General features: G+C 59.5%; 23 protein-coding genes and 2 pseudogenes. 7 read left to right on the top strand and 18 right to left on the bottom strand.

The window, feature by feature from the left end; genetic code table 11:
• Positions 1–39: 39 nt before the first annotated feature.
• Both CW305_RS15075 and CW305_RS15080 read left to right on the top strand, forming a co-directional pair.
• Positions 40–2,532: a TonB-dependent siderophore receptor gene (locus CW305_RS15075; protein WP_104098275.1), complete on the top strand. Its 2,493-nt coding sequence runs from the start codon at positions 40–42 to the stop codon at positions 2,530–2,532.
• Positions 2,533–2,602: 70 nt separating this feature from the next.
• A complete protein-coding gene (locus CW305_RS15080; protein WP_104098276.1) occupies positions 2,603–3,808 on the top strand; it encodes a PepSY-associated TM helix domain-containing protein in 1,206 nt (401 codons plus the stop codon).
• Positions 3,809–4,121: 313 nt separating this feature from the next.
• On the opposite strand, the gene CW305_RS15085 is transcribed toward CW305_RS15080, so the two are convergent.
• From CW305_RS15085 to CW305_RS15105, 5 genes are read right to left on the bottom strand one after another with little or no spacing between them, the layout of a single operon-like run.
• Entirely contained in the window at positions 4,122–4,757 is a 636-nt protein-coding gene (locus CW305_RS15085; RefSeq protein ID WP_104098277.1) for an SCO family protein, read from the bottom strand.
• A gap of 21 nt (positions 4,758–4,778) precedes the next feature.
• Positions 4,779–5,678, bottom strand: coding sequence for a heme o synthase (gene cyoE / locus CW305_RS15090; RefSeq protein ID WP_023445729.1), 900 nt, complete (start codon positions 5,676–5,678; stop codon positions 4,779–4,781).
• A 17-nt stretch (positions 5,679–5,695) separates the two neighbouring features.
• Positions 5,696–6,751: a COX15/CtaA family protein gene (locus tag CW305_RS15095; RefSeq protein ID WP_104098278.1), complete on the bottom strand. Its 1,056-nt coding sequence runs from the start codon at positions 6,749–6,751 to the stop codon at positions 5,696–5,698.
• A 52-nt stretch (positions 6,752–6,803) separates the two neighbouring features.
• On the bottom strand, positions 6,804–7,382 hold the full coding sequence (locus tag CW305_RS15100; protein ID WP_104098279.1) for a hypothetical protein: 579 nt from the start codon (positions 7,380–7,382) through the stop codon (positions 6,804–6,806).
• On the bottom strand, positions 7,357–8,094 hold the full coding sequence (locus CW305_RS15105) for an SURF1 family protein (RefSeq protein ID WP_104098280.1): 738 nt from the start codon (positions 8,092–8,094) through the stop codon (positions 7,357–7,359). The genes CW305_RS15100 and CW305_RS15105 overlap by 26 nt, the downstream gene beginning before the upstream one ends.
• A gap of 70 nt (positions 8,095–8,164) precedes the next feature.
• Here CW305_RS15105 and CW305_RS15110 point away from each other — a divergent pair, with 70 nt between their 5' ends.
• Complete coding sequence (locus CW305_RS15110; protein ID WP_003303658.1) at positions 8,165–8,368, top strand: twin transmembrane helix small protein; 204 nt, start codon at positions 8,165–8,167, stop codon at positions 8,366–8,368.
• A 4-nt stretch (positions 8,369–8,372) separates the two neighbouring features.
• On the opposite strand, the gene CW305_RS15115 is transcribed toward CW305_RS15110, so the two are convergent.
• From CW305_RS15115 to CW305_RS15150, 8 genes and pseudogenes are all read right to left on the bottom strand, one after another.
• Positions 8,373–9,269: a cytochrome c oxidase subunit 3 gene (locus tag CW305_RS15115; protein WP_023445734.1), complete on the bottom strand. Its 897-nt coding sequence runs from the start codon at positions 9,267–9,269 to the stop codon at positions 8,373–8,375.
• Positions 9,266–9,841: a cytochrome c oxidase assembly protein gene (locus tag CW305_RS15120; RefSeq protein ID WP_014822211.1), complete on the bottom strand. Its 576-nt coding sequence runs from the start codon at positions 9,839–9,841 to the stop codon at positions 9,266–9,268. The genes CW305_RS15115 and CW305_RS15120 overlap by 4 nt, the downstream gene beginning before the upstream one ends.
• Positions 9,842–9,929: 88 nt before the next feature.
• Positions 9,930–11,567: a cytochrome c oxidase subunit I gene (gene ctaD, locus CW305_RS15125; RefSeq protein ID WP_003303652.1), complete on the bottom strand. Its 1,638-nt coding sequence runs from the start codon at positions 11,565–11,567 to the stop codon at positions 9,930–9,932.
• A 12-nt stretch (positions 11,568–11,579) separates the two neighbouring features.
• Positions 11,580–12,713 (bottom strand): cytochrome c oxidase subunit II, encoded by a 1,134-nt coding sequence (gene coxB / locus CW305_RS15130; RefSeq protein WP_014822209.1) that lies wholly within the window; start codon positions 12,711–12,713, stop codon positions 11,580–11,582.
• Between the two features lie 232 nt (positions 12,714–12,945).
• Positions 12,946–13,212, bottom strand: coding sequence for a hypothetical protein (locus CW305_RS15135; protein ID WP_003303649.1), 267 nt, complete (start codon positions 13,210–13,212; stop codon positions 12,946–12,948).
• A gap of 109 nt (positions 13,213–13,321) precedes the next feature.
• Positions 13,322–14,863, bottom strand: coding sequence for a SulP family inorganic anion transporter (locus tag CW305_RS15140; RefSeq protein WP_104098281.1), 1,542 nt, complete (start codon positions 14,861–14,863; stop codon positions 13,322–13,324).
• Positions 14,864–14,938: 75 nt separating this feature from the next.
• On the bottom strand, positions 14,939–15,673 hold the full coding sequence (locus tag CW305_RS15145) for a carbonic anhydrase (RefSeq protein WP_101276634.1): 735 nt from the start codon (positions 15,671–15,673) through the stop codon (positions 14,939–14,941).
• Positions 15,674–15,868: 195 nt separating this feature from the next.
• A pseudogene (locus CW305_RS15150) lies at positions 15,869–16,708 on the bottom strand (PA0069 family radical SAM protein); the annotation flags it as partial.
• 38 nt (positions 16,709–16,746) lie between these two features.
• Here CW305_RS15150 and CW305_RS15155 point away from each other — a divergent pair.
• Both CW305_RS15155 and CW305_RS15160 read left to right on the top strand, forming a co-directional pair.
• Positions 16,747–18,318: a recombinase family protein gene (locus tag CW305_RS15155; RefSeq protein WP_104098282.1), complete on the top strand. Its 1,572-nt coding sequence runs from the start codon at positions 16,747–16,749 to the stop codon at positions 18,316–18,318.
• Positions 18,319–18,553: 235 nt separating this feature from the next.
• On the top strand, positions 18,554–20,326 hold the full coding sequence (locus CW305_RS15160) for a hypothetical protein (RefSeq protein ID WP_146067158.1): 1,773 nt from the start codon (positions 18,554–18,556) through the stop codon (positions 20,324–20,326).
• Positions 20,327–20,890: 564 nt separating this feature from the next.
• Here CW305_RS15160 and CW305_RS15165 read toward each other — a convergent pair.
• Both CW305_RS15165 and CW305_RS15170 read right to left on the bottom strand, forming a co-directional pair.
• Positions 20,891–21,247: a hypothetical protein gene (locus CW305_RS15165; RefSeq protein WP_104098284.1), complete on the bottom strand. Its 357-nt coding sequence runs from the start codon at positions 21,245–21,247 to the stop codon at positions 20,891–20,893.
• Positions 21,248–21,352: 105 nt separating this feature from the next.
• Positions 21,353–21,583, bottom strand: a pseudogene (locus tag CW305_RS15170) (PA0069 family radical SAM protein); the annotation flags it as partial.
• A 290-nt stretch (positions 21,584–21,873) separates the two neighbouring features.
• On the opposite strand from CW305_RS15170, the gene CW305_RS15175 reads away from it, so the two are divergent.
• The gene (locus CW305_RS15175) at positions 21,874–22,944 is read left to right on the top strand and encodes an acyltransferase family protein (RefSeq protein ID WP_104098286.1); all 1,071 of its coding nucleotides are present in this window, start codon (positions 21,874–21,876) and stop codon (positions 22,942–22,944) included.
• A 92-nt stretch (positions 22,945–23,036) separates the two neighbouring features.
• On the opposite strand, the gene CW305_RS15180 is transcribed toward CW305_RS15175, so the two are convergent.
• Genes CW305_RS15180 through prlC form a run of 3 tightly spaced genes read right to left on the bottom strand, consistent with a single transcriptional unit; the run spans position 23,037 to position 26,148 of the window.
• On the bottom strand, positions 23,037–23,816 hold the full coding sequence (locus CW305_RS15180; protein WP_104098287.1) for a DUF1835 domain-containing protein: 780 nt from the start codon (positions 23,814–23,816) through the stop codon (positions 23,037–23,039).
• A gap of 5 nt (positions 23,817–23,821) precedes the next feature.
• Positions 23,822–24,100: a YheV family putative zinc ribbon protein gene (locus CW305_RS15185; protein ID WP_023445743.1), complete on the bottom strand. Its 279-nt coding sequence runs from the start codon at positions 24,098–24,100 to the stop codon at positions 23,822–23,824.
• Complete coding sequence (gene prlC, locus CW305_RS15190) at positions 24,097–26,148, bottom strand: oligopeptidase A (RefSeq protein ID WP_104098288.1); 2,052 nt, start codon at positions 26,146–26,148, stop codon at positions 24,097–24,099. The genes CW305_RS15185 and prlC overlap by 4 nt, the downstream gene beginning before the upstream one ends.
• 257 nt (positions 26,149–26,405) lie before the next feature.
• Here prlC and CW305_RS15195 point away from each other — a divergent pair, with 257 nt between their 5' ends.
• Positions 26,406–26,942 (top strand): gamma carbonic anhydrase family protein, encoded by a 537-nt coding sequence (locus CW305_RS15195; protein WP_090522804.1) that lies wholly within the window; start codon positions 26,406–26,408, stop codon positions 26,940–26,942.

Consider the following 26,942-nt stretch of genomic DNA (forward strand, 5'->3'; position numbering starts at 1 on the left):
GGGCATAGGGCTAAATCCGTCACTCGAACAGGAACACCCATGCGCTCGACCGCCTTGCCGTTCATTCCCAATCGCTCCCGCGCCTTGGCGCTCGGCATTCGTGCCGCGCTGCTGTGCCTGCCGCTGGCCAGCGTCGTGCCCGGCGCTGCCATGGCGCAGTCTGCGACCCAGCAGGTGGTGCGCAGCTACGACATTCCCGCCGGCCCGCTCTCCAGCGTACTGAGCCGTTTCGCCGGTGAAGCAGGTGTGCTGCTCTCGGTGGATGGCAGCCTGCTGCAGGGCATGGACAGCAACGGCCTGCAAGGGCAGTACGGCGTTGACGACGGTTTCGCTGCGCTGCTGCAGGGTAGCGGCCTGCAAGCCGTTCGCGACAGCCAGGGCAACTACTCGCTAGCGCGCCGCAGCGCGCAGACCGACGCCGTCGAACTGCAACCGATGACCGTCGAAGGCTTCGCCTTGGGCAACGCGCTGGGTTCGATGGAAGGCTACAACGCGACCCACAGCAGCGTGGCGACCAAGACCAGTATGCCGTTGGCAGAGACTTCGCAGACCGTTTCGGTGGTCACCCGCCAGCAGATCGAGGATCAGGGCTCACGCTCGATCGCCCAGGCGGTGCGCTACACGCCGGGCCTGATGAGCACGCCCTATGGCGCCACCACCCGCTACGACTATGTCGCCATGCGCGGCATCACCGATGGCTCGGTGGACAACCTTTACCTCGACGGTCAGAAGCTGCTGGGCGACAGCGGCACCTACAGCAGTCTGCAGGTCGATCCGTACTTCATCGAGCGCATCGACATCCTCAAGGGACCGTCCTCGGTCCTCTATGGCCGCAGCCTGCCCGGCGGCCTGGTGGCGATGACCAGCAAGAAGCCGCAGAAGGAAGCCAGCCGCCAGCTGCAGTTCTCCTACGGCAGCAATGATTACAAGCAGGCAGCGTTCGATTTCACCGGGCCTCTGGATGACGAGCGCATCAGTTATCGATTGGTCGGCGTGGCCAAGGATGCCGACAACCAGGTCGATGGAATCGAGGAGCAACGCTTTGCGGTGATGCCCTCGGTGAGCATCGACTTCACCGAAGACACCCGCCTGACCCTGCTGGCGATGCTGCAACGCGATCCGGAGAGCGGCTACCACGGCGGATTACCGGCCGATGGCACGGTGACGTCGCGCAACGGTCAGCGCATCTCGCGCAGCTTCTTCGAGGGCGACGAGGACTACGAGAAGTTCGAGCGCGACCAGCAGATGATCGGCTATCAGCTCGAGCACCGTTTCAACGATGTCGTTTCGGCGCGGCAGAACTTCCAGTACCTGGACTCCACCGTGGACTCGGGGCAGGTCTATCAGTACGGCTACGTGGCCCCAGGTTCCGATGAACTGGTGCGCTACTACACCGGGGCCGACGAAGCGCTGCACGCCTGGACCATCGACAACCAGTTGCAGTTCCTCTTCGATACCGGCGCACTCAGCCATACCCTGGTGACCGGCCTCGACTACCAGCGGCGCAAGGCCAAGGTGGTTTACGACGCAGCCTACGGCCTGCCCTCGGTCAATCCCTACACCGGTGCCGTAGGTGCGGGCAGCCCGGTGTTCTACCACCAGTACGACGAAACCCGTGAGCTGGAGCAGACGGGCCTCTATGTGCAGGACCTGATCAGCCTCGGCAACTGGCGCTTCTCGCTGGGTGTTCGCCAGGATTGGGTGGACGTCTCGTTCGATCACACCAACGATGCGAGCTACGGCGATCAGTCCGATAGCGCCAAGCTCGAGCAATTCACTGGTCGCGTTGGTGTGCTCTACGCCTTTGATAACGGCCTGTCGCCCTACGCCAGCTACTCCGAGTCGTTCAATCCCAACGCAACTGCGGCCTATAACGCGAATGGCAGCGGCGGCTTCGACATCACACTGCTTGATCCGACTGAAGGCGAACAGTACGAGGTGGGCCTGAAGTATCAGCCGCTGGGCACCGACGATCTCTACACCATCTCCTACTTCGACTTGAAGCAGTCGAACCTGGCGAACAAGGATTCCAACGAGAATTTCTACCGCGCGGTGGGCGAACTTACCTCCAAAGGCGTGGAAGTCGAAGCTCGTCTGCGGCCGCTGGAACAGGTCAATGTCATCGCCAGCTATACCTACATGGACGTCGAGTATTCCAAGGACTTCACCGGTGCTGCCGGCGTCAACAATCGCGACAACACGCCCAACGCGGTGGCGCGCAACATGGCCTCGCTGTGGACCGACTACACCTTCGACCGAGGGCCGTTGGCCGGTTTGCAGGTGGGAGGTGGCGCACGCTACTTCGGCAAGAGCTGGGCTGACGCGGAGAACACCCTGCGCATTCCGTCCTACACACTGTACGACGCCATGCTCGGTTATGACCTGTCTCGCGTCGGGCTGCAGGGTGTCGGCGTGCGCCTGAACCTGAACAACCTCACCGATGAGAAGTACGTCGCCGCGTGCAACAGCCTGAGCCAGTGCTACTACGGCGAGGAGCGCAATGTCATGGCTACCGTGACCTACGACTTCTGATCAACGCTGAACTGCCGCCGGCCCCACAGGTCCGGCGGCTTTGTGCTTTCTGAAGGACGGACAACCGACGATGCGTTCCATTCTCGTGCTCCTGCACCGCTACATCGGCCTGGCCACGGCGATCTTCCTGTTTCTCGCCGGCATTACCGGCAGCATCCTGGCCTTCCATCACGAGCTGGACGAATGGCTCAACCCGGAGTTCTACCACACCACCAGTGAGGGACCGGTGCTGGCGCCGGGAACGTTGGTGGAACGCGTCGAGCAGGCCAACCCGCGTATGCAGGTCTGGTACATGGAGTTTCCCAGTGAGCCCGGTCACGCCGCTTTGATGGCACTGGTGCCGCGTAACGATCCGGCGACTGGCAAGCCGTACGGCGAGCGCCCGGTGGTGCAGTACATCGATGCGGTGAGCGGGGACCCGGTGGGCACGCGTTACTGGGGCGAATGCTGCTTCTCGCGCAAGAACTTCGTGCCCTTCATCCTCGAGTTTCACTACAACCTGTCGCTGCCGGGCAACTGGGGGCTGTGGTTGATGGGTATCGTGGCGATCGCCTGGGTGATCGATTGCTTCGTCTCGCTGGTGCTGACCTTTCCTCGTGGCCGGCCGTTCTTTTCCAAGTGGTGGACGTCCTGGAAGATCAAGCGCCAGCGCATGAACCACGACGTACATCGCGCAGGCGGCCTGTGGCTGTGGCTGCTGCTCACGCCGGTGGCGGTCAGCAGCGTGGCGATGAACCTGCCGGAGCAGGTGTTCAAGCCGGTGGTATCGCTGTTCTCGCCTGTTGAGCCGAGCGTCTACGAGGCCCGCGGGCGGATGCCGGCTGAGCAGTTGGGCACCACCGCTTACGACTTCCACCAGGCGTACGACTACGCCATGCAGCACGCCGCCGAGCTCGGCCTGAGCGAGGCAATCACCGAGCTGTACTACAGCTTCGAATACAACTTCTACGGCGCCGGCTTTGGCGAGCACGACAGCAACCAGGGCAACGCCTGGCTGTTCTTCCATGGCACCGACGGTCGTCTGCTGGGGCAGGAGATTCCCGGCCAGGGCACGCTGGGGCAGCAGTTCCATCTGCTGCAGCCGGCTATCCATGGCGGGCGCATCCTCGGCCTACCAGGGCGCATCCTCATCGCCGTGCTGGGCGTGGCGATCGCGGTGTTGTCGGTCACCGGTGTGGTGATCTGGTGGCGCAAGCGACGAGCACGCATCAGCGCGGTGCTGCGTGAACCTCGCAGGGGAAGCGCGGCGTCGGTAAGTTCGGTCGGTGAGCCATGATGGTCATGAGGTGAAGCGTCCCCTCAACCCTATGCTGGGCGCCCCAGCCGTCTCACCGGGAGGGGCGAGGGGGTTGGATCGCAGAGGTATGTGAGTATTACGGCAGTGTTCGATGATTGTGCAGCCAAGATGGTTGCTGCGCCGTGCTGACGTCCGAAGCGTGCCGCCTCTGGGCCGGGTGTTGATTCGCCAGAGCCTGCGCCATCATCGAACAGTCCCCTCGCCCCTTGGGGAGAGGGCTAGAGGGGGCGGGCTTCCAGGCCCAGCGCCAGCTATGGTCGGTACACCGCGAGCGCCAACAGGCTCGCTTTCCTCACTCCGCCTGCTTGACCAGCTCAGGCAACTGCTCGGCCAGTTTCTGCACCCGCAAAGGCGAGCGGATAAAGCCCTGCTGCCGACCATCCGGGCCGATCAGGACCAGGTTGCCGCTGTGGTCGACGGTGTAGTTTTCCTTGCTGGTATCGCCGGGTATGAAGGGAATGCCGACACCGTTGGCCAGCGTCTGGATATCGTCCAGCGGGCCGGTCAGGCCCTGGAAACCGGCGTTGAAGTAGCCGAGGTATTCCTTGAGTTTTTCCGGCGTGTCGCGATTCGGATCGACGCTGACGAGGATGATGCGCAGCTGGTAGCGCACGGCGTCCGGCAGCATGCCGTTGAGTTGGCGCAGTTCGGCCAGGGTAGTGGGGCAGATGTCCGGGCAGAAGGTGTAGCCGAAGAACAGCAGCGTCCACTGCCCGTCCAGTTCGTTCAGTTTTACCGCTTCGCCGTCTTGGTCCGTCAGGCTCAGCGACGGCACCGTGCGGCTCTGCGGCAGCACGACGATGCCGGCATCCAGCAACTGCGTGGGATCGAGCTGGCGCTGGCTGTTGAGCACCTTGGAAACCGTCAGCCCGACGACCAGCGCGATCAGCGCAATGAGGATGAAGACGGTTTTCTGGATGCGGGTCATGGATGTCCTTTGGGCGACTATCTAGAAATCGAGCAGCAGATAATGATCAACCAGCAGCGCGATGAACAGCGCGAACAGGTACCAGATGCTGAATTTGAAGGTCTTGATTGCCGCATGTGGCCGGCTGTCGCGGTACAGCGCGATCGTCCAGTAGAGGAAGCGTGCACCCAGCAACGCTGCGGCGGCGAGGTACAGCGGGCCGCTCATGTGAATGGCGAACGGCATGAAGCTGACCGCCAGCAGCATCACCGTGTAGAGCAGGATATGCACCTTGGTGTAGTGCACGCCGTGGGTCACCGGCAGCATCGGCACGTTGACCTTGGCGTACTCGTCCTTGCGGTGAATCGCCAGCGCCCAGAAGTGCGGCGGCGTCCAGGCGAAGATGATCAGCACCAGCAGTAGCGGTTCGGCGGTGACCTGGCCGGTCACCGCGACCCAGCCGAGCAGCGGCGGTGCGGCGCCGGCGAGTCCGCCGATGACGATGTTCTGCGGCGTGGCGCGTTTGAGAAAGCCGGTATAGATCACCGCATAGCCGATCAGCGAGGCCAGGGTCAGCCAGGCGGCGAGGGCATTGGTGAAGGTCAGCAGCAGGGCCAGCCCGCTGACGCCGAGAGCGAAAGCGAAGGTCAGTGCCGCCGCTGGCGAGACCCGGCCTTCAGCCAGGGGTCGCTTGTGGGTGCGGGCCATCACCGAATCGATCTGCCGGTCCACCACATGGTTCACCGCCGCCGCGCCACCGGCACACAGGGCGATGCCCAGATTGCCGAACAGCAGCACCGTCCAGGGCACGCCGGCGCGGGTGGCGAGGAACATGCCCACCAGCGAGGTGATGAGCATCAGCAGCACCACCTTCGGCTTGGTCAGCTCCAGGTAGTCGCGCCAGCTGGCCTGGGCGCTGCGTTCGCTGAGTAGAGTCGCCATGGGGGTTCTCCTTGTGGTCATGCGCGGGGCAGATCGAGCTGCCCCGTCGTGTTCGAAATCGATGCTGGCTCGGTTTGCCGGGCGGCATGTGCAGGCTGGCGCAGCCGGTAATTGACCAGTACCAGCACCAGCAGCAGCGCGGCACCGCCGCCGTTGTGCGCTACGGCGACCGCCAGCGGCAGGTTGAGCAGCACGTTGCTGATGCCCAGCCCGACCTGCAGCGCCAGCGCGGCGATGAGCAGCCCCGCCAGCCGGCCGAGTCCGCGGCGCATGAGCATGGCGGCCAGCAGCAGCAACAGCAGCGTCACGCACAGTGCGCCGATGCGGTGGCTGACATGGATGGCCGTGCGTGCCTCGCCATAGAGCAGGCCGCCGAGGTAATTCGGGCCGATGTCGTGATGGGTCAGGTTGAAGGCGTTGGCGAAGTCCATCCGCGGCCACCATTCGCCATGGCAGGTGGGGAAGTCGGTGCAGGCGACGGCCGCATAGTTGCTGCTGACCCAGCCGCCGAGGGCGATCTGGACGATCACCGCGAGCATGGCGATGCCGGCGAATTTGCGCAGACGACCGTCTACGGCCGGCAACGGAGCAAGTGCACCGGACAGCCGCAGGCACAGCAGGAACAGCAGGCTGAGGGTGGTGAAGCCGCCGAGCAGGTGCGCGGTAACCACCTGCGGCCAGAGCTGCAGGGTCACTGTCCACATGCCGAAGATCGCCTGGGCGATGACCACCGCGAGCAGTAGAAGCGGCAACTTCACCGGCTGCCCGGGTTGGCCGCGACGGCGTATCGCCTGCGCCGCCATGGCGAGAATCACCAGCCCCAGCGCGCCGGCGAAATAGCGATGGATCATCTCGTTCCAGCCCTTGGCCACTTCCAGTGGAGCCTCGGGAAAGCGCAGCGCAGCAAGACTCTGCTTGTGCTCGCTCATCGGCACCGCGAGAAAACCATAGCAACCCGGCCAGTCCGGGCAGCCGAGGCCGGCGTGGGTCAACCGCGTATAGGCGCCGAGCAGTACGACCACCACCGCCAGCAGCGTGGCGATCAGGGCGAGGCGGTATCCGGGTTTGGCCATCGGTTTCTCCTTGGGCGGCCAGTTTGGGACCGCAGCGAAACGGCAGAGTGCGTCAGCCGATCTGCGAGATCTTCAGCAGGTATTTCAGGTCATCGAGAATCGCCTTGCCGTCTGCTTCGGCGTCATAGCGCAGCACCAGATTGCCGTGCGGGTCGACGATCCATAGCTGCGGCGTTGCCGGTGCATCGGGGTTACGTGCATACGCGCTGGCGTCGAGGCCATGACGCTGCAACTGCGGGTATTCGCGACTCAGGCGCTGCTCGTAGGCGTCGTCCAGGGCCGTCGCGCTGGCCAGGGCGTGGCCGGCGCGGGCGGCCTCACGGGCCAGGCCGATATTGATCTGGCGGGCCAGGTAGACCAGTTCCTGGCACTGCGTTTCGCAGCCCTGCGGGGCGGTGACCAGCAGCTCCCAGCGCCGTTCGGAGTCGGCTGCAGTCACGCCGATGGCTGCGCGGTCCTGGCCGTTGGCGATCAGCACGCCGTCGTAGCTGCGGGTCTGCGGCACCCAGAAGCCGAAGCGATACATCGCCGACGCCAGGAGCATCGGGCCGAGTACCACGGCGATTATCAGCAGCAGTTGCAGTCGGCCACGACCGCGCTTCGGCTCACGGCCGGCAAGGGTTGGATTCATCGTTGTCACTGTGCTTCTCCCGTGCCTGATGCACGCCGAAGTAGATGAACAGCGCCAGCAGGGCGGCTGCCATGGCAAACCACTGCACGGCGTAGCCCAGATGCTGCGACGGGCGCATGCTGGTGATCGCCCAATCGGCGCGGTAGGCGCTGGGGCCGGGCTCCAGACGCAATTCATGGATCACGCCTTCGCGGCCGGCCTGCTGCCACATCGCCTCGATGTCGACGTGGTTGATCAGGCGCGGCCAGCCCTCGGCCGTGCGGTGGCTGAAGATGAACGGCTTTCCTGGCGGTACGTAGACCCAGGCAGCGAGCTTCAAAGACTGCGCTGGTGTGTCGAAGGCCGGCGGCACGCGGCGATCGGGCCAGGGAATCCAGCCGCGGTTGACCATTACCCAACGGTCGCTGAGCTCGTCATGAAAGGGCTGCAGCAGCTCTACGCCAACCTGGCCGTCACGGGTGCGGCTGTCGAGCAGGAAGCTGTGCTCGGCATCGAAACGACCCTGCAGATGCACGCGGGAAAAGGCCGGCTGGGCGCTGCTTTCGATCTGCTCCGGTGACAGCGGCGCAGCTTGCTGCCTCGCCTCCTGGCGTGCCAGCAGATCGCGCTTCTGTTCGCCGCGCTCCAGCTGCCAGAAGCCCAGCCAGACCAGCATCGGCAGCATGGCCAGCACCAGCAGGGTAGGCAGCAGCCCCGGCCTGAAGCCGCTCATGCCCGGCAGCCTGATGTGTCGATACGGCTGGCTATACTCCACCCCCAATACCCCTGTCGTGGAATCGCTCATGCTCAAGGCGGCGATCGTTCTGTTGTTAGTGGCCACGCTGGTCAGTCTGTTCAGTGGGTTGTTCTTCCTGGTCAGGGACGAGGGCCGCACCTCCCGCGTGATCACGGCCCTGTTCATCCGGGTCAGCCTCAGCGCACTGACCGTTGCGCTGATCGGCTGGGGTTTCTATACGGGGCAGCTGCGCCCCGCCTTTGGTTTCTGATTCGCTAGATCACATAGACGAAGACGAACAGCGCGATCCACACCACGTCGACGAAGTGCCAGTACCAGGCCGCTGCCTCGAAACCGAAGTGCTGTTCCGGGCTGAAATGCCCGCGCAGGATGCGCACCAGCATCACCGTGAGGATGATCGCGCCCATGGTCACGTGGGCACCGTGAAAGCCCGTAAGCATGAAGAAGGTTGCGCCATAGATGCCCGAGCCCAGGGTCAGCCCCAGTTCGGTGTAGGCATGCACGTACTCCTCGATCTGCAGGACCAGGAACGCGGCGCCGAGCAGCACGGTCAGCGCCAGGCCGATCTTCAGGTGCTGGCGATTGTTCTTGCGCAGCGCGTGGTGCGCCCAGGTCAGGGTGAAGCTGGAGCTGACCAGCAGGATGGTGTTGATCAGCGGCAGGCCCCAGGCACTGATGGTGCCTTCCGGTGCCGGATAGAGCTTGGGATCTGGGGTGTTGAGCAGCGGCCAGGTGTATTCGAAGCCGGGCCAGAGCATGTTGCTGATGCCCTTGTCGCCTTCGCCAGCCAGCCAGGGGCCGGCCCAGTAGCGGATGTAGAACAGCGCGCCGAAGAAGGCGAGGAAGAACATCACCTCCGAGAAGATGAACCAGCTCATGCCCCAGCGGAACGAGCGGTCCATCTGTGCGCTGTACAGCCCGGCGCGGCTTTCTTTCACCACAGCGCCGAACCAGCCGAACATCATGTAGGCGATCAGCAGCGCGCCGACGAAGAAGATCATCGGCCCGCTGGACTCGTCACGCCCGGCTTTCAGGTCGTTGAACCAGCTGCCCAGGCCGTAGAAGGTGACCAGCAGGGCGATGGTGGCGATGATCGGCCATTTGCTCTGATCAGGAACGTAATACTGCTCGTGGGTGGTCTGTTGGCTCATTGCAGACTCTCCTTGGCCGGGGCCGATGTGGCGTTGACGGCCACCGGCGGCTGGCGGGACGTGATGTCGAACAGCGTGTAGGCAAGGGTCAGGTTGTGCACGTCGGCGGGCAGGTCGCGATCGACGATGAAGCGCACCGGCATTTCGATGCGCTCGCCCGGTTGCAGCACCTGCTGGGTGAAGCAGAAGCATTCGGTCTTGTGGAAGTAGGCCGCCGCCCGCGACGGCGAGACGCTGGGGATCGCCTGGGCGGTCATCGGCTTGTCGGTCGGGTTGTAGGCCACGAAGCGGATTTCCTGGCTGGCGCCTGGGTGCACGCTGAGCTGGTCGGCCAGCGGGCCGAATTCCCAAAGCATGCCGGCGGCGTTGGTGGCGAGAAACTGCACCCGCACCGCGCGAGCTTCATCTGCGCTCTGCACGCCGGTGTAGGCACCGGCAGTCTTGCCGTTGATGCCGAAGGCCTGGCACATGACGTCGTAGATCGGCACCAGCAAGAAGCCGAAACCGAACATGCCGACCACGACGAACAGCAGGCGGCGGACCAGGCGTCGCGTGGGCAGGGACTCGTTCATGAGAGCCTCCCCGTTTGGTGGGAGCGGGCCTTTTCGCGGTCGACCTGGCAGACCCGGCCGGGCCTGCCAGCGACGCCCTGTTGCCTGCTCACGGCGTCAGCTCCCCGCCAGTGCCCTTGCGGTGCTCGTGCACATCGCTCATGTCCGGTGGTGTCTGGAAGGTGTGGTAGGGCGCCGGCGACGGCACGCTCCATTCCAGCCCCTCGGCGCCGTCCCAGGGCTTGGCTGGTGCCGGTACGCCGCCGCGAATGCATTTGATGACGATGAACAGGAACAGCAACTGGGTGGCGCCGAACATGAAGGCGCCGACGCTGGAGACCATGTTGAAGTTGGCGAACATCATGTTGTAGTCGGGGATGCGCCGCGGCATGCCGGCCAGGCCGACGAAGTGCATCGGGAAGAACGCCAGGTTCATGCCGATGAAGCTCATCCAGAAATGCAGCTTGGCCAGGGTCTCGTCGTACATGTGCCCGGTCCACTTGGGCAGCCAGTAGTAGGCTGAGGCGAAGATGCCGAAGATCGCTCCCGGAACCAGCACGTAGTGGAAGTGCGCCACCACGAAGTAGGTGTCGTGGTACTGGAAGTCCGCCGGGGCGATGGCCAGCATCAGCCCGGAGAATCCGCCGATGGTGAACAGGATGACGAAGGCCACGGCGAACAGCATCGGCGCCTCGAATGTCAGCGACCCGCGCCACATCGTCGACACCCAGTTGAACACCTTCACCCCGGTGGGCACGGCGATCAGCATGGTGGCGTACATGAAGAACAGCTCGCCGGTCAGCGGGATGCCGACGGTGAACATGTGGTGCGCCCAGACGATGAAGGAGAGGAAGGCGATCGCCCCGGTGGCGTAGACCATCGAGGTGTAGCCGAACAGCGGCTTGCGGCTGAACGCCGGGATGATCGAGCTGACCGCGCCGAAGGCCGGCAGGATCATGATGTACACCTCGGGATGCCCGAAGAACCAGAACACGTGCTGGAACAGCACCGGGTCGCCGCCACCGGCCGCGCTGAAGAAGCTGGTGCCGAAGTGGATGTCCATCAGCATCATGGTCACCACGCCCGCCAGCACCGGCATCACTGCGATCAAGAGGAAGGCGGTGATCAGCCAGGTCCAGACGAACAGCGGCATCTTCATCAGGGTCATGCCTGGCGCACGCAGGTTGAGGATGGTGGCGATCACGTTGATCGCCCCCATGATCGAGCTGATGCCCATCAAGTGGATGGCGAAGATGAAGAAGGTCACCGATTCCGGCGCGTAGGTGGTCGACAGCGGCGCATAGAAGGTCCAGCCGAAGTTCGGCCCGCCGCCTTCCATGAACAGCGTCGAGACCAGCAGGCCGAAGGCTGCCGGCAGCAGCCAGAAGCTGAAGTTGTTCATCCGCGGCAGGGCCATGTCCGGCGCGCCGATCATCAGCGGGATCATCCAGTTGGCCAGGCCGACGAAGGCCGGCATCACCGCGCCGAAGACCATGATCAGGCCGTGCATGGTGGTCATCTGGTTGAAGAATTCCGGCTGCACGATCTGCAGGCCCGGCTGGAACAGCTCGGCGCGGATGACCATGGCCATCGAGCCGCCGAGCAGGAAGGCGCAGAAGCTGAACCACAGGTACATCGAGCCGATGTCCTTGTGGTTGGTGGTCAGCAGCCAGCGCGAGAGACCCTTGGCCGGGCCGTGGTGGTGGTCATGTCCGGCATGACCATGATCGTCGATCACTGCACTCATCACCGAATCCTCTTACTGGGTGGCTTCTTCGGCCTGTTTGAAGTCGAGCACGTCTTTCGGCGTGACCATTTCGCCGGTCTCGTTGCCCCAGGCGTTGCGCTCGTAGGTGATGACCGCGGCCAGGTCGACTTCCGACAGCTGCTTGCCGAAGGCCGCCATGGCGGTGCCCGGCTTGCCGTTGACGACGATGTTGATGTGCGCCTCGATATCGCCGGTGGCGATAGCCGAGCCCTTGAGGGCCGGGAACATCGGCGGGATGCCTTCGCCGCCGACCTGGTGACAGGACGCGCACGAGGTCTGGTAGATCTTCTCGCCGCGTTCGGTGAGTTCCGCCAGCGTCCAGTCCTTGCTGGTCAGTTCGGCCACCTTGGCGGCCTCTGCTTTCTTCTCGCCGAGCCAGGCGGCGTAGTCCTCGGCGGATTTGACCTCCACCACCACCGGCATGAAGCCATGGTCCTTGCCGCACAGCTCGGTGCACTGGCCACGGTAAATGCCGGGCTCTTCGACGCGGGTCCAGGATTCGTTGATAAAGCCGGGGATGGCGTCCTTCTTCACCGCCAGATCCGGCACCCACCAGGAGTGGATGACGTCTGCCGCGGTGATCAGGAAGCGCACCTTGGCGCCGGCGGGAATCACCAGCGGCTCGTCGACTTCCAGCAGGTAGTTCTCGCCCTTGGGCGCCTGGTTGTTGATCTGCTCGCGCGGCGTGGTGAGGTTGCTGAAGAACTCCACGTCCTCGCCCAGATACTTGTAGTGCCACTTCCACTGGTAGCCGGTGATCTGCACGTCGACGTCCGATTCGCTGGAGTCGTAGATGTGGATCAGCGTGCGCGTCGCCGGGATCGCCATGCCCACCAGAATCAGTAGCGGGATGACCGTCCAGAGCACCTCGACGCGGGTGTTTTCGTGGAAGTGAGCGGAATGCTGACGCTTGGAGCGGCGGTGCGCGACCATCGACCAGATCATCACGCCGAATACCAGCACGCCGATGACCACACAGATCCAGAAGATCGTCATGTGCAGATCGAACACCGAACGGCTGACGTCGGTGGCGCCGGAGCGCATGTTCACGTCCCAGGCCGCCTGGGCCTGGCCAAATATTGCCGAAAGCCCAAGCCCCATCCAGATGCATGGATGTCGAGACATTGCGGGTTCCCCTTATGATTCTTGTTATCCCGCCGACCGCCATCGCACCGCCGAAAATCGGCTGGCCGGGGAAACCATTCCCGTCATGCCAGCTACGTTTTCGATCGGTCCGATTCTGCCCAACGCCACCCGCGAAACGCTCGCTGGCGACATGGACGCTTGCACGCGCAGTCGGAACTCAATCAGGTACGCCTACGATTCGGAGTATAGACAGCGATCCCACTCTGGCAATTTAAGCGCGGGGCGCGTCTGGCTCGGGCTGTGTGGGGGCATCGTTCTTCTTCACCCCACGCAGGTTCATCAGCGCCAGGCAGACCTGCAGGGTGATCAGCGCCCACGCCTCGGCGTGCCAGCCCCAGATCACCCAGAGCAGGTTGCTCAGCAGAAAACAGCAGAAGCCGACGAAGCGCCGGCCGGGCTGCAGCGAGCCGATCAGCCAGGCGGCGATCACCGTGACCACCATGGCAGGCCATTGCAGCAGATCGATATAGACGTCCAATTCAATTCTCCAGAAGCGCCGGCAGCGCATGGGCTTACCCGATGCGCTGCCGGCTAGATGCACGTTGTGCATGGTCGTGTCTGAAAGATGAGGGGGCTGGTCGCCCTGATTAGTTCCCGTCGGCAGCCGCGGCAAGATGCACGGCCTGCCGGCGGCGACCTTCGACCCGTCGCGTCAGTGCCCGCGGCTCGATGATCAGCCGTGCGCCGCTGGCCTGGTTGGCGCGCTGCCATTCTTCCAGCAGCTCCATGCAGGCATGGTCGATGTACTGCAGGTGTGTCATCGGCACATGCACGCAGGCATTCTTCGGTACGCCATCCAGCGCGCGGGCCAGTCGCGGCACCTTCAGAAAGGTCGCTGCGCCCTGCATGCGCAGTTCGACCCGGCGGCCTTCCTGCACCACCGTGACCCTCAGCCGCGAAGCCTGCCAAGCCAGTTGCCCCAGGGTCAGCGCGAAGCCCAGCAGCACGCCGGTCAGCAGGTCGGTGGCGACGATGGTCAGCGCCGTGGCGAGATGGATCAGCATGGCCATGCGCCCGTAGCGGCCGAGCTGGCGCAGCGCGTTCAGGTCGATCAGCTTGAGCCCGGTGTAGACCAGCACACCGGCCAGGCTGGCGATTGGAATCTGCTCCAGCAGCGCGGCCAGCAGCACCACCGCGGCCAGCAGCCAGAGCGCGTGCAGCATGGCCGACAGCCGCGTGCGCGCACCGGCCTGCACATTGGCCGAGCTGCGCACGATCACGCCGGTCATCGGCAGCGCGCCGAGCACGCCGCAGAGCATGTTGCCGATGCCTTGGGCGGTGAGTTCGCGGTCGAAATCGGCGCGCGGGCCCTGGTGCATGCGATCGACCGCCGCGGCGGAAAGCAGGGTTTCGGCGCTGGCGATAAAGGCCACGGCCAGCGCCGCGACCAGCAGACCGGGATCGGCGAAGGCCAGAAGATTGGCCGGTTGCAGCCAGCTGATGGCATCGGCGAGATTGTCCGGCACCTCGACACGGCGCACGTCGAGCCCAAGCCATAGCCCCGCCAGCGTTGCCGCCGCGACACCCAGCAGCGCGCCGGGCAGCAGGCGTAGGCGCTGCGGCTTGAGCCGATCCCATGCCCACATGCAGACGATGGTCAGCAGGCCGAGAGATGCGGCGATCAGTCCGTTTCCGCCGCCGGAAAACGGCAGCGCGGCCCATAACGCGGCGGGAAAGGCGCCGATATTGTCCAGTCCAGAGGCTTCCGGCTGCCCGTCCAGCATCACGTGCAACTGCGACAGCACGATGAGGATGCCGATGCCGGCCAGCATGCCGTAGACCACCGCCGGCGCGGTGACGCGGAACCAGCAACCCAGCTTCAGCCGACCGGCCAGCAGTTGCAGCGCACCGGCCAGTAGCAGGATCGGCCCGAGCATGGCCGCTCCGTATTGCTGCACCAGTTCGAACACCAGCACCGTGAGTCCGGCGGCCGGGCCGCTGACCTGCAGGGGTGCACCGGCCAGCCAACCCACCACCAGCCCGCCGACGATGCCGGTGATCACGCCTTTGGCGGGCGGCATGCCCGAGGCGATGGCGATGCCCATGCACAACGGCAGGGCCACCAGAAAAACCACCACGGACGCCATCAGGTCACGCGGCAGCGTTGCTTTGAGTGTTTGTGCATTCATTCAAAAAACCTCGACACGCGGCGACACCCCCGGGGCGTCGCCTGAAGCGACAGCCAATGCCTTGCGGCCGGCGGTTCAGGCCTGCAGGTAGCGCGGCGTGGGCGTTGCTACTGGCAGCGGGCCGTCGCCGTCCAGCGGCGCGAAACGGCCGCTGGTGGCGTCGTAGGCGAGGATTTCGCTGGTCTCGATGCAATAGACCCAGCCGTGGATCGACAGCTGACCGCCGGCGAGGCGCGCGGCGACCGAGGGATGGGTGCGCAGGTGGTCGAGTTGGGCCACCACGTTCTCTTCGGTGAGCACGCCCAGGGCTTCGCCGGCGGCGCAGCTGCAGTTCTGCTCCACCAGGCTGCGCGCCACTTCGCAATGACGCAGCCAGGCCTTCACCGTGGGCATCCGCTGCAGGCCGCTGGGGTCGAGCACCGCTTTCATCGCGCCGCAGTCGGAATGCCCGCAGACGATGATGTGCTGCACGTTGAGCGCCATCACCGCGTACTCGATGGCGCTGGAGACGCCACCGTTCATCTGGCCGTAGGGTGGCACCACATTGCCGACGTTACGGGTGACGAACAGGTCGCCGGGCGAACTCTGGGTGATCAGCTCGGGAACGATGCGCGAGTCGGCGCAGGTGATGAACATCGCACGCGGCTGCTGGGCCCTGGCCAGGCGGGCGAACAGCGCCTGCTGTTCGGGATAGACCTCGGTGCGAAAGCGGCGAAAGCCATCGACCAGATGGGCGAAGGATTCGTCGGCGCTTTCGCCACGTGCGGATGGTTCGTTGCGCTCGGCGCGAGCGGTGAATATTTCACGCATGGGTGGTCTCCTGATGCAGGGTAAGGCATGCCAGCACTCATCCAGGCCGGTCGTGCGGCTGGTGACTGGCTGGTCACATTTGCCCCGAGGCTAGTCAGCGAGACTTAACTGAAACTGAACGAGCCGCTCTAGAACGAGCATTTGCGGCTTTCTGATTGCTGTCGTAGTGATGGCGCTGGCGGCGCTTTCGAGGTCTCAGAGCAACGACATCTGCGAACCCGGCACGGCAAAACGGCTGCAATCCAGGCCGTAGTTCTGATCCCGTCGATTGAAGCCCAGGCGCTTGCACGCCAGCTGAAAGCGTTGCGCCAGCAGCTGGGCGAATTGGCCTTCACCGCGCATGCGGCTGCCGAAGCGGCTGTCGTAATCCTTGCCGCCGCGCGACTGGCGCACCAGGCTCATGACATGGGCAGCGCGCTGCGGAAAATGCTCCTGCAGCCATTCATCGAACAGCGTCGCCACTTCGTGGGGCAGGCGCAGCAGCACATAGCCGGCCGAGCGCGCACCGGCCTCGCGGGCGGCTTCGAGCAAGCGCTCAAGCTCCATGTCGTTGATCATAGGAATCATCGGCGCGCACATCACGCTGACCGGCACGCCAGCCTCATGCAGGGTGCGCAACACCCGCAGCCGCGCCGAGGGCGAGGCTGCGCGCGGCTCCATGATGCGTTTCAGTTCGTCGTCCAGCGTGGTCAGGCTGACGGAGACGCTGACCAGCTGCTGCTCGGCCAACGGCACCAGCAGATCGAGATCGCGCAGCACCAGCGAACCCTTGGTAATGATGTGCACCGGGTGCTTGAAGCGCAGCAGGATCTCCAGCGCCTGGCGCGTCAGACACTGCTCGCGCTCAAGCGGCTGATAGGCATCGGTGTTCACCCCCAGTGCGATCGGTTGCGGCACGTAGCCCGGCTTGGAGAGTTCCTGTTCGAGGCGCTCGGCGAGGTTGGTCTTGGCGATCAGCCGCGTCTCGAAGTCGATGCCCGGCGACAGGTCCCAATAGGCATGACTGGGCCGCGCGAAGCAGTAGATGCAGACGTGCTATGTTAAAGGTTCCACAGCCTTGATCTGTTCAAAAAATGACCAAAAAGTGCTTTCCATACGTTCGTTTCTCATCTACTCGACAAGAAGATGGAAGCACCAGAGAGCGCCAAAACGCCCTTATAGACGCTTTCGTTGCTAAACACGGTCTGACGGTAGACAGAGCATTGGAAGACGCAGGAACGTCTGCGTTTCGTGGTCTTAATGCATCTGCTGATGGTGTGCTTGGCGGTTTTTTGAAACAAGTCAGGGAAGGTGAAATTGAGAAAGGTTCTTATTTGCTGATTGAGAACTTTGATCGACTTTCACGGGATAAAATTGTTCGTAGTAATCAAATATTCACCGATATTCTAAATGCCGGAATAAAAATAGTTATCCTTGATAGAGACAAAATCTTCGATATTAACAATCTTGATATTGGAGATTGGATAACTGCACTTATTGAGTTTGAGAGAGCAAACAAAGAAAGTGAAAGGAAAAGTGATTTTTCAACAAAGGCTTGGAATATCAACCGCAGTAAAATGCGAAGCGGTGAAATAGTAACCAAGAAGGTTCCAAAATGGTTAAAGGTTGAAGATAACCAATTTATCGTTGATTTAGAGCAAGTTAATAGGATAGAGCAACTATTCAAGTTATCGCTTAAATACGGCCTATTAGAAGCAACAAAACAATACAATCAACTATATGTTGATAAGCTGGCACCGCATCAAGTTCAATACATATTAGGTAATCGGAAGTTGATTGGTGAACACCAACCCAAGAAATTGCATTGGGAGGATGGCGGTAAAAGAAGATTGAAAGATGAAGGATTGGCGATTCCAAATTATTATCCAGTAGTTATAGAACCAACTCTATTCTTTAAGGTTCAACAAATAATAAACGACAGGAAGCCGTTCACCGGGAACTACAATAAGCAGCAATACAACATATTTAGAGGCTTAATTTACTGCCGTTGGTGCGGTGGTACTATCCGCTATATGAACAAGGGCGAAAGGGACTATTTCATATGCACTAATTCAATGGGGCATAAATGTCTAGTTCCAGGCCAACAGTCTATTAGAGGAAAAAAATTATTTTCTTTGTTCTTTCAATTCACATATAGATTGAACATTCAATCATTGATTGAAGAAAATAAAGACTACTCAAACATAAAGAATGAAATGTTAGCGATTGAAAACGAGAAGAATAAACTTCAATCCAGTATTGATGGTTTTAAATCCAGATTAAAGAAAATGGTTATTGATAACCAATCCATTCCTAATTCCCTATATGAAGTATTACAAGAACTTGAAAATGATTTCAGTGCTTTAAATGAATCTTCAAAGTTATTAGAAGAGAATTATAACCAAGCAACCCAATCTTATAATGCTCTGCTTGAAGTTGAACACATAGATATTGAATCCATTATTTATGACAGGTCAGAAGAAGCCATTGAGAAAAGAGTTGCGTATAACTTAACATTGAAATCAATTTTTAAAGGCATAGCCATAGATTGGTTGGCCAATATGCTTGTGCTTGAATTTAAAGATGGCACAGTGAGATATTTAGCCGAAGGCCAAAGAGTTCCAACAGATATTCCAACCGATATTGATTTACCAGATTTGGAATAGTTTGATATACATTTGGTTGAATAATTAGCCTGCTAATTAAGTCGGCTTTTTTATGCCCTCTTGAAAACATTATAATATATGTTAACTTGTAATTAACTAAAACTTTAAGTTTTATCAACCAGTTGTTTAACTCCCCACACTTTGCTACGCAAAGACGCTACGCTTGAGGGAAGTTAACTGGTCCCTAGCCGGGAAGGCAGAAGCAAAGCAGAACTAACAATCAACAAGAGGGCTTATGAATGAATTAAAAAATACTACTATGATTTGGAAACGTATGAACTACTCAGGTCAGCAGACCAGAGTAAATAAAACTGCTGGACTTGCTCAATTAAGAAGTTCACTTTCTCACAGTTTAAGAACTATCAAGAAAGGAGAGCTCGAATTCAATGAGCAGTTATCTAAACACAATAGAATGGTCTATCAAGGTAAAATTATTGCCCTTGATAGTTTATCTATTGATGAAAGGAAGGCCATCGTAAATGATATAGTTAGTTCTGTTTCTGCTGATGTAAATGCACACCAAGACATAACTAAGTTTAAAAATGACCGGTCCAAATATGCCAGCAAATTAAAGACACTGGCGAAAAAGGATAATGAACCAGAAGAGTTAAAAATCCTTATTCAGTCGGTGTTAAACGATAGCGGTGCGATTGACTTGGCTATCGTAGATAGACTTGATGAAATGAGTTTAAAACGTGTTAATGATAAGAAATCAGCATTAACTAATTACATTGAACTACATAACAAGATAGTCAATTCTGCTGATGATTTAGCCCATAAGAAGAAGACAGTTATCCAAGAGTCATTCTTTAAGTTTCCATCTCGCAATAAAATAAATGAAGTTGAACCCAAGCACTACCTTCAAATAATACATTCGTTCCATCGTCAATATTTGCCTGATTATGAAATCAAGGCGTGTGTCTTTCACGGTGATGAAGTATTAAGTAAGGACGAAATGAAAAATGGCGTCCATCCTCATATTTTTATCAGCGGGAAAAATAGTAAGACTGGCCAATATGATTTGGTTAATGCTCAGTTAGAAGTTGTTAATCAGCATCTAAGAAACACTAATAGACCAGAGTTAAAAAATAATTCTTTTCAGTCTGCTCAGAAGATTGGGGAAGCATATCAAGAGCTTGTTTATCAATTCGTAAACAAGAAACTAAAAGAATACGGTTATTCAATAGAGGCCGCAGTTAGCGAAAAGACCATTGAGCATAAGCAAAAGATTGAGAACATAAGAAAGGAACAGAACCAATCAAAAATATACAGAAGCTATAACTTGCTTAATCATACGCTTGATGAGATTACCAAGGCGAAAATAGAAAAAGAGAAACTTGAATATGCCAATAAGAGGAAAGCGGAAGAACTGAAAGCAGAAATAAGAAGTTTCGAATGTATGATGGCAAAGATAGAAGATGGAGACTGCAAATTAAAACAGATTAACCTAGATATTTTTAATGGAGAGAAAATACTACGCAACACGAAATTAGCGACGAAAAAACAAGAAGGAGTAAGCCAGGAGTTGGTTAAGAGGATTAACCATTTAACAGCGGAACAAACAAACCTTTTGAACTTAATTGCTAATGAAAATAAAACGCTTTCCAAATTAAGGGAGGAAGTTAAGGCTAAGGAAATAGAACTCAGCAAGCAATTGGATAAACAAGAAAACCTTGAAAAAACCAACAAGTCGTTACTAAAAGAAATTCAAGAGAACGAAGATAAGAAGCAAAAGATTGAAAACTATGACTTAAAACTAAACTTACTTGCTTTCAATATTCAAGAGCGAAGAAAAATAGAAGACAGTCTAAAAGAGTTTGATAAGGCAAATTATGAACTATTGAAGGAAATGAATCCGAAGGAACGAATTGAGTTTTTGGCAGGTCAGCAAGAACGATTTAAAAGAGAGTCAATTGACAAAGTAGTAAATACAAACCTAAGCGCCAGTCAGAAAGTTGGACTATTCTTTAATGATGTAAAGCGAAGAATAATTAAACCCGGCTCATAATTTGACTTATTTTAAACTTATAGTATATTAAAAAGAGGTGAAGCCCTAATACTTTCATATTAAGGCTTCGGGTTGAATACTGATGTCGGCAGGATTCAACATATTTTAGTTATATCATGTTCTAATAACTTGTCAAATATCAAACCTGCCGAAATATCCATATCCTAATAATAAATTTCAGTGTTTAACTCTCTTGCAATGTAGGAAATTCAAGCGATTGTTTCGTTGCATAGAGCCAAGTAAGCACCCTACTTTTAATTTATTATCAGTAGGTAAAACGGGGATACTGGGAAAGCTTACAACCTACCAGCCATATGTTTAAGCGACATATGTTGAACAGGGTCCAGTTAAGGCGTTGATATTGCCGATATAGTGTTCAAAGTTTAAACTGAGTATCACAGATTTAAACCCCAAGCTATTCAAAGCTTAGGTAAGGCTTCACTGATTTAACTATTTAAGTCAGGAAGACCAGCTTTGCCCAAGCTTTTAGACTGGAAGGATAAAAGCGAAGGGCAAGGCTGGAATTAGGTTTTTATATTTAATATATATATACGTGCATGTGAGTTAAATACCAGCTATTTCCCTAGCATCCCTTATAGCGCCGGCAAATTTTTGCCACCGTTGATCTGATATTAGACCCTTATTAACACCAAATTCGGCAATATCAACAATCCTCGGCAGTAATGCAGAGGCTTCTGCTCCATAACCGTTCTTACATAGACCAGAAAAATAAAGCGTTGCAATATACATTGCTGCTTCGTCTTCAGACATCTGAGAATTCCAAGCGATGTCAATTAACTCCAAATATGCCATTATCGCAGGAAAGTGCGGGTTTCCTTTGGTGCGTATGGAATATTCGTTGTTAAGCTTAATATCGACTTGGCCGTTGTATTTTTTCCGATTCTTGAATAGCCCAAACATAACCGCTCCCTGATATGGTGGCATAACGACACAATATTAGCCGTATGGGCAGCACACAGCAAAAAGAAAAAGACTTTCGGTGGCACCTATCGCAGGACACATCCAGCCATGTTCGCAGCCTCGATAGGGATTGACCGAGCGATCGAAACCCACGTCAGGCGACTGGTTACGGGTCAGTACGCTCTTGGCCGTCTCCAGGCGCACTTCGGTGGCGCGGGTCGGCGGCACGTCCTGTTCCCAGCCGTCGTCGTACGCCTCGCTGCGTGTCGGGGCGAAACGGTTGTCCGGGTTGATCGCAGTGCCGCGGCCGCGTGGTGTGGCATTTGGAAAGGGCATGGCAAGCTTTTCCGTTACTGTTCAAATATACAGTAACCCGCCTTTTGACTACGCGCCAACGTAGCCGATCGGTGGCAACTGCTACCGCCCGTCGGGTGGTACGGGAACATTTGCCCCTGGCCTCGGACAAATGGGGCGGATCGAGCAGCGCTGCTTTGCAGCACCTCGGAAGGAACCGGCCGCCGCGAACAAGGATGATCGACGCTTCTCAGCGCTCGATCCCGCAGTACTGGCATGCACTCCCGTGCTTTCCAGCGTTCAAGCCAACGCCGTCAGTCTGGAGCAGACCCATGCATCCCACCGGTTCCTTTCACACTCGGGAAAACAACTTCGATTTCCTGCGTTTCTTTGCCGCCGCTCTGGTGCTGTTCGCCCATAGCTATCCACTTGTAGGCCGCCGTGGTGATGAACCCCTGACGTTGCTGACCGGCTACGAAAAGGGCGGCTCGATCGCCGTCGGCATCTTCTTCGTCATGAGCGGCTATCTGATCACCTCGTCCTGGCTGGCCAGCAGCAGCCCGAAAAGCTTCCTGATCAAGCGGGCGCTGCGCATCTTTCCGGCGTTGATCGTCGCGGTATTGCTCTCGGTGTTTGTCATTGGGCCGCTGGTCACCCATCTGACCCTCGGCCAGTATCTCGCGGCCGACGGCACCTGGACCTACCTGCAGAACATCCTCTTGGTAACACGCTACGAGCTGCCCGGCGTATTCATCGGCAACGTCTACCCCGACGTGGTCAATGGCTCGCTGTGGACGTTGCCGCTGGAAGTGTTGATGTACATCGGCGTGATGATTCTCGGGCTGACCGGTTTCCTCACGCGCCGGCTGATCTTCCTGCCGATTGCCGTGCTCGCCGTCGGGCATTTCTGGCTGCTGGGCAAGCTGGGTATCGAGTCCTACTTCATCAAGAACATCTTCAAACTGGGGCTGCTGTACTACAGCGGCTCGGCACTGTTCCTCTATCGCGACGACATCCCCTGGCGCGGCTGGATCGCGGCGCTGTTGTTCGCCGCGCTGGTGGCAACCTTCCGTACCGACATCGGCCCGCTGGTTTACTTCATCGCACTGCCGTATCTGGTGCTCTATCTGGCCTACGCGCCGCTGCCGCTGATCTCGCGTTTCGGCAAGTACGGCGATTTCTCCTATGGCCTGTACATCTACGCCTTCCCGTTCCAGCAGCTGACCATCTACCTGTTCGGTCCGCAGGTCGGCGTGCTCGGCCTGACGCTGATCGCTTTCGTGCCGACGCTGATCCTCGCCGCACTGTCCTGGCACCTGATCGAAGCGCCGGCGATGAAGCTCAAGCGTCTGTTTGCTTCGCCACCGCAGCCGGGGCGAGCGACGCCGAAGGTCGAAGGCTGATTTGGACTGGTACAAAAAAGGAACCCGCCACTTGGCGGGTTCTTTGTTTTAGAGGTTGGGCGCGCCGAGTCTTGGCCGCGAAGTGAAGTCTTTCACCTCATGACTCGGCGCACCTGCAGATCACGGTAAGCGGCTGTTGGATCGCCCTGTACCTCCAGACGCCCTGCGGCAGCCAGTACGCGGGCGCGCCAGTAGAGGAAGAAATCCGTGGGAAAGAAGCCGTCGCAATGGCCCATGACCTCGGCCATCGCACGCGCCAGCGGAGCGAATTCGTCGGGGCTGGCAGCGACCAGCGCCGCGTCGATCAGCCGATAGTCTTCGCCCCGAAACGCCCCCTCGAACCAGCGGCGAATGTTATGCGAGCTGGCGCACTGCTCGTGCCAGACCGCAGCGAGTTCAGCCTGGCGAGACGCGGGAACCGCCTGTGGGCTGTATAGCGCCGCCAGTGCCTCGGGCGAATGCAGGGACACCGCCTTGCGCTGGCCGGCGCGGCTGTCTCCGGTGCCGCAAGCGACTTCGTGCAACCCGCAGCTGGAGCCCTGCAGCAGCGCGGCGATGCGAGCCAGCAGTAGCTGTTCGGATGCGCTGTCGCCGTGCCAGACCGTTACGGCTGCAGCCTGTTTGGCTAGGTTGGCTAGCCAGAGTGCATCAGCCGCCAGCTCATCGGCGAACACCGGGCGTGGCGCCACCTCTGCGGGCCAGACCTGCTCCCAGAATGCGGCGCGAGCAGCGCAAGGCGCACGCTCCACGTCATTCAGCGGTCCGACAGCCAGGTCGTCGCGCAACACTCGCACCTGTGCCTCGGGCTCGAGCCTGGCCAGCAGCGCACGTACGCTGTCGCCGGCCAGGTCGCCGCAGGTCAGGTGCAGCACAGTGGCTACTCGGGCTTCTTCAACTTCGGATTAGGGAAAAACTGCACCGACTGCACCTGCGGGTTGGCCGGCTTGGGCTGGACCTTGTTGACTCGCGTGCCCAGCTCCATCGGTACGGACTGGCCCTGTGCGTTGAGGGTGTCGGCGTAGCCGCAGTCGATGCATTCGCGGTGCGGCACACCGTCGACGTCCCACATCTTGATGCAGTCCGTACCGCTGCACGCGGGGCACACGGCCCCGGCGATGAAGCGCTTGGTGGTGACACGGGTTACTTCGTCGTTCATGCTGCGGCCTCCGCTACCAGCCCGAGGTGGCGCAGCAGGGCGTCGATGGACGGCTCGCGGCCTCGGAAATCGACGAACAGTACCATCGGCTCCTGGGAGCCGCCACGGGCCAGGATCGCCTCGCGGAAGGCGCGCCCGGTTTCGGAGTTGAACACGCCTTCTTCCTCGAAGCGCGAGAAGGCATCGGACGACAGCACCTCGGCCCACTTGTAGCTGTAGTAACCGGCCGCATAACCACCGGAAAAGATGTGCGCAAAGCTGTTGGGGAAGCGGTTGTAGGCCGGTGGGCGCATCACCGAGACCTCGTCGCGGATGTGCTCGAGCACCTGCAGCACGCTGCGACCGTCGCCGTGGGTGGCGTGCAGTTCGAAGTCGAACAGGGAGAACTCCAGCTGGCGCGCCATCATCATGCCGGACTGGAAGTTCTTCGCCGCCAGCATCATGTCCAGTTTGTCCTGCGGCAGGCGCTCGCCGGTCTGGTAGTGGCCGGAGATGTGCGCCAGGCCTTCGGGGTCCCAGCACCAGTTCTCCATGAACTGGCTCGGCAGCTCCACGGCATCCCAGGCTACGCCGTTGATGCCTGAGGCACCGGCGTGCTCGACCTGGGTCAGCAGGTGGTGCAGGCCATGGCCGAACTCGTGGAATAGCGTGGTGACTTCGTCGTGGGTCAAGAGCGCAGGGCGCTCGCCCACCGGCGGGGTGAAGTTGCAGACCAGATTGGCCACCGGCGTCTGCAGCGTGCCAGCGGCAGTGCGGCGCTTGTCGCGGGCGCCATCCATCCAGGCGCCGCCGCGCTTGTTCGGCCGCGCATAGAGGTCAAAGAAGAAGCGCCCGACGTGCTGGCCGTTCTCGGTGATCTCGAACAGACGCACTTCGGGATGCCAGCCGTCGAAGCCTTCCAGCTCGTGAATCTCGATGCCGTACAGGCGCTGGACGATACAGAACAGCCCGGACAGCACCTTGTCGATCGGAAAGTAGGCGCGCAGTTCTTCCTGGTTCAGGCTGTAGCGCTGCTGGCGCAGCTTCTCGGCGTAGTAGCCGAGGTCCCAGCTCTGCAGATCGTCCAGACCCTGCTCGGCGGCGAAGGCGCGCAGTTCGGCCAGATCACGCTCGGCGAACGGTTTGCTGCGTACCGCCAGGTCGCGCAGGAAGCTCAGCACCTGCTCGGTGGATTCGGCCATCTTGGTCGCCAGCGACAGTTCGGCGAAGTTGCCGTAGCCGAGCAGTTGCGCCAGTTCGTGGCGCAGCTCGAGGATCTCGGCCATTACCGGACCGTTGTCGAACTGCCCGGGGTTCGGGCCCTGGTCCGAGGCGCGGGTGCAGTAGGCGGTGTAGACCTCCTCGCGCAGGTCGCGGTTGTCGGCGTAGGTCATCACCGCGTAGTAGCTGGGGAATTCCAGGGTGATCAGCCAGCCGTCGAGGCCCTTGGCCTTGGCCGCCTCGGCCATCTGTGCCTTGGCCGAGTCGGTGATGCCGGCCAGCAGGCTTTCGTCGGTGATGTGGCGGGTCCAGGCCTGGGTCGCGTCCAGCAGCTGGTTGGAAAACTTGCTGCCGAGCTCCGCGAGCTTCATCTGGATGGCACCGAAGCGCTGCTGCTCCACCGGTGGCAGGTCGATACCGGACAGGCGGAAGTCGCGCAGCGAATGCTCGAGGATGGTCTTTTGCGCCACTTCGAAGCCAGCCGCCGCGGGGTTTGCAGCCAGTGCCTGGTAGGCCTCGAACAGGTCGCGGTTCTGTCCGAGTTCGGTGTAGTAGGCCGACAGCTTGGGCAGGCAGGCCTCATAGGCGGTGCGCAATTCCGGGCTGTTGCACACGGAATTGAGATGACCGACCGGCCCCCAGGCCCGCGCGAGGCGATCGTTCAGCTCGTCGAGGCCGACCACCAGGGTCTGCCAGTCGAGGCTCTCGGCCGGGCGGCTGAGCAGTTCCTGGATCGCCACGCGGTTGTCACCGAGGATGGTGTCGATGGCCGGCTCGACGTGCTCCGGGCGAATCTCGGAGTAGGGCGGCAGGTCGAATTCTTGCAGCAGGGGATTGTTCGCGCTCACGGGGACACCTTGTGACGAAGAGGATTGCAGGCCGCTCACTGGAGCGAGGCTGGACAGGCCAGCGCGCAGGCAGATGTCCTAGATGGACGCGCTGCCGCGCTTTTTCAACGCCGGGCGACGAAACGCGCCCCCGAGCAAGCAGCCGGTAGTTAACTCTGACCACGCCAGGCGGCATGCTGCTCAGCTCTGGTTTAACGCGGCGATGCCGGCCATCTTAATTACAATCGGCCCTCCCCGCAGCCAAAGAGGTTTCTATCGTGGCGATACGCAGCTACCACAACAGCACTCCACAACTGGGCGAGCGCGTGTTCGTCGACGACTCCGCGGTGGTCATCGGCGATGTCGAGATCGGCGCCGACAGCTCGGTCTGGCCGCTGACGGTGATCCGCGGCGACATGCACCGCATCCGCATCGGCGCACGCTCGAGCATCCAGGACGGCAGCGTGCTGCACATCACCCACGCCGGCCCTTACAACCCCGACGGCTTTCCGCTGACCATCGGCGACGAAGTCACCGTCGGCCACAAGGTCACCCTGCACGGCTGCACTCTGGGCAATCGCATCCTGGTCGGTATGGGCTCGATCGTGATGGACGGCGCGGTGGTCGAGGATGAAGTGATTATCGGCGCCGGCAGCCTGGTGCCGCCGGGCAAGACGTTGGAAAGCGGCTATCTCTACGTTGGCAGCCCGGTAAAGCAGGCCCGTCCGCTGACCGAAAAGGAGCGCAGCTTCTTCAGTTACACCGCCGGCAACTACGTGAAGCTCAAGGATCAGCACATCGCCGAGCGCGGCTGA

It is taken from the genome of Stutzerimonas kunmingensis, from assembly GCF_002929225.1.
Classification (GTDB): domain Bacteria; phylum Pseudomonadota; class Gammaproteobacteria; order Pseudomonadales; family Pseudomonadaceae; genus Stutzerimonas.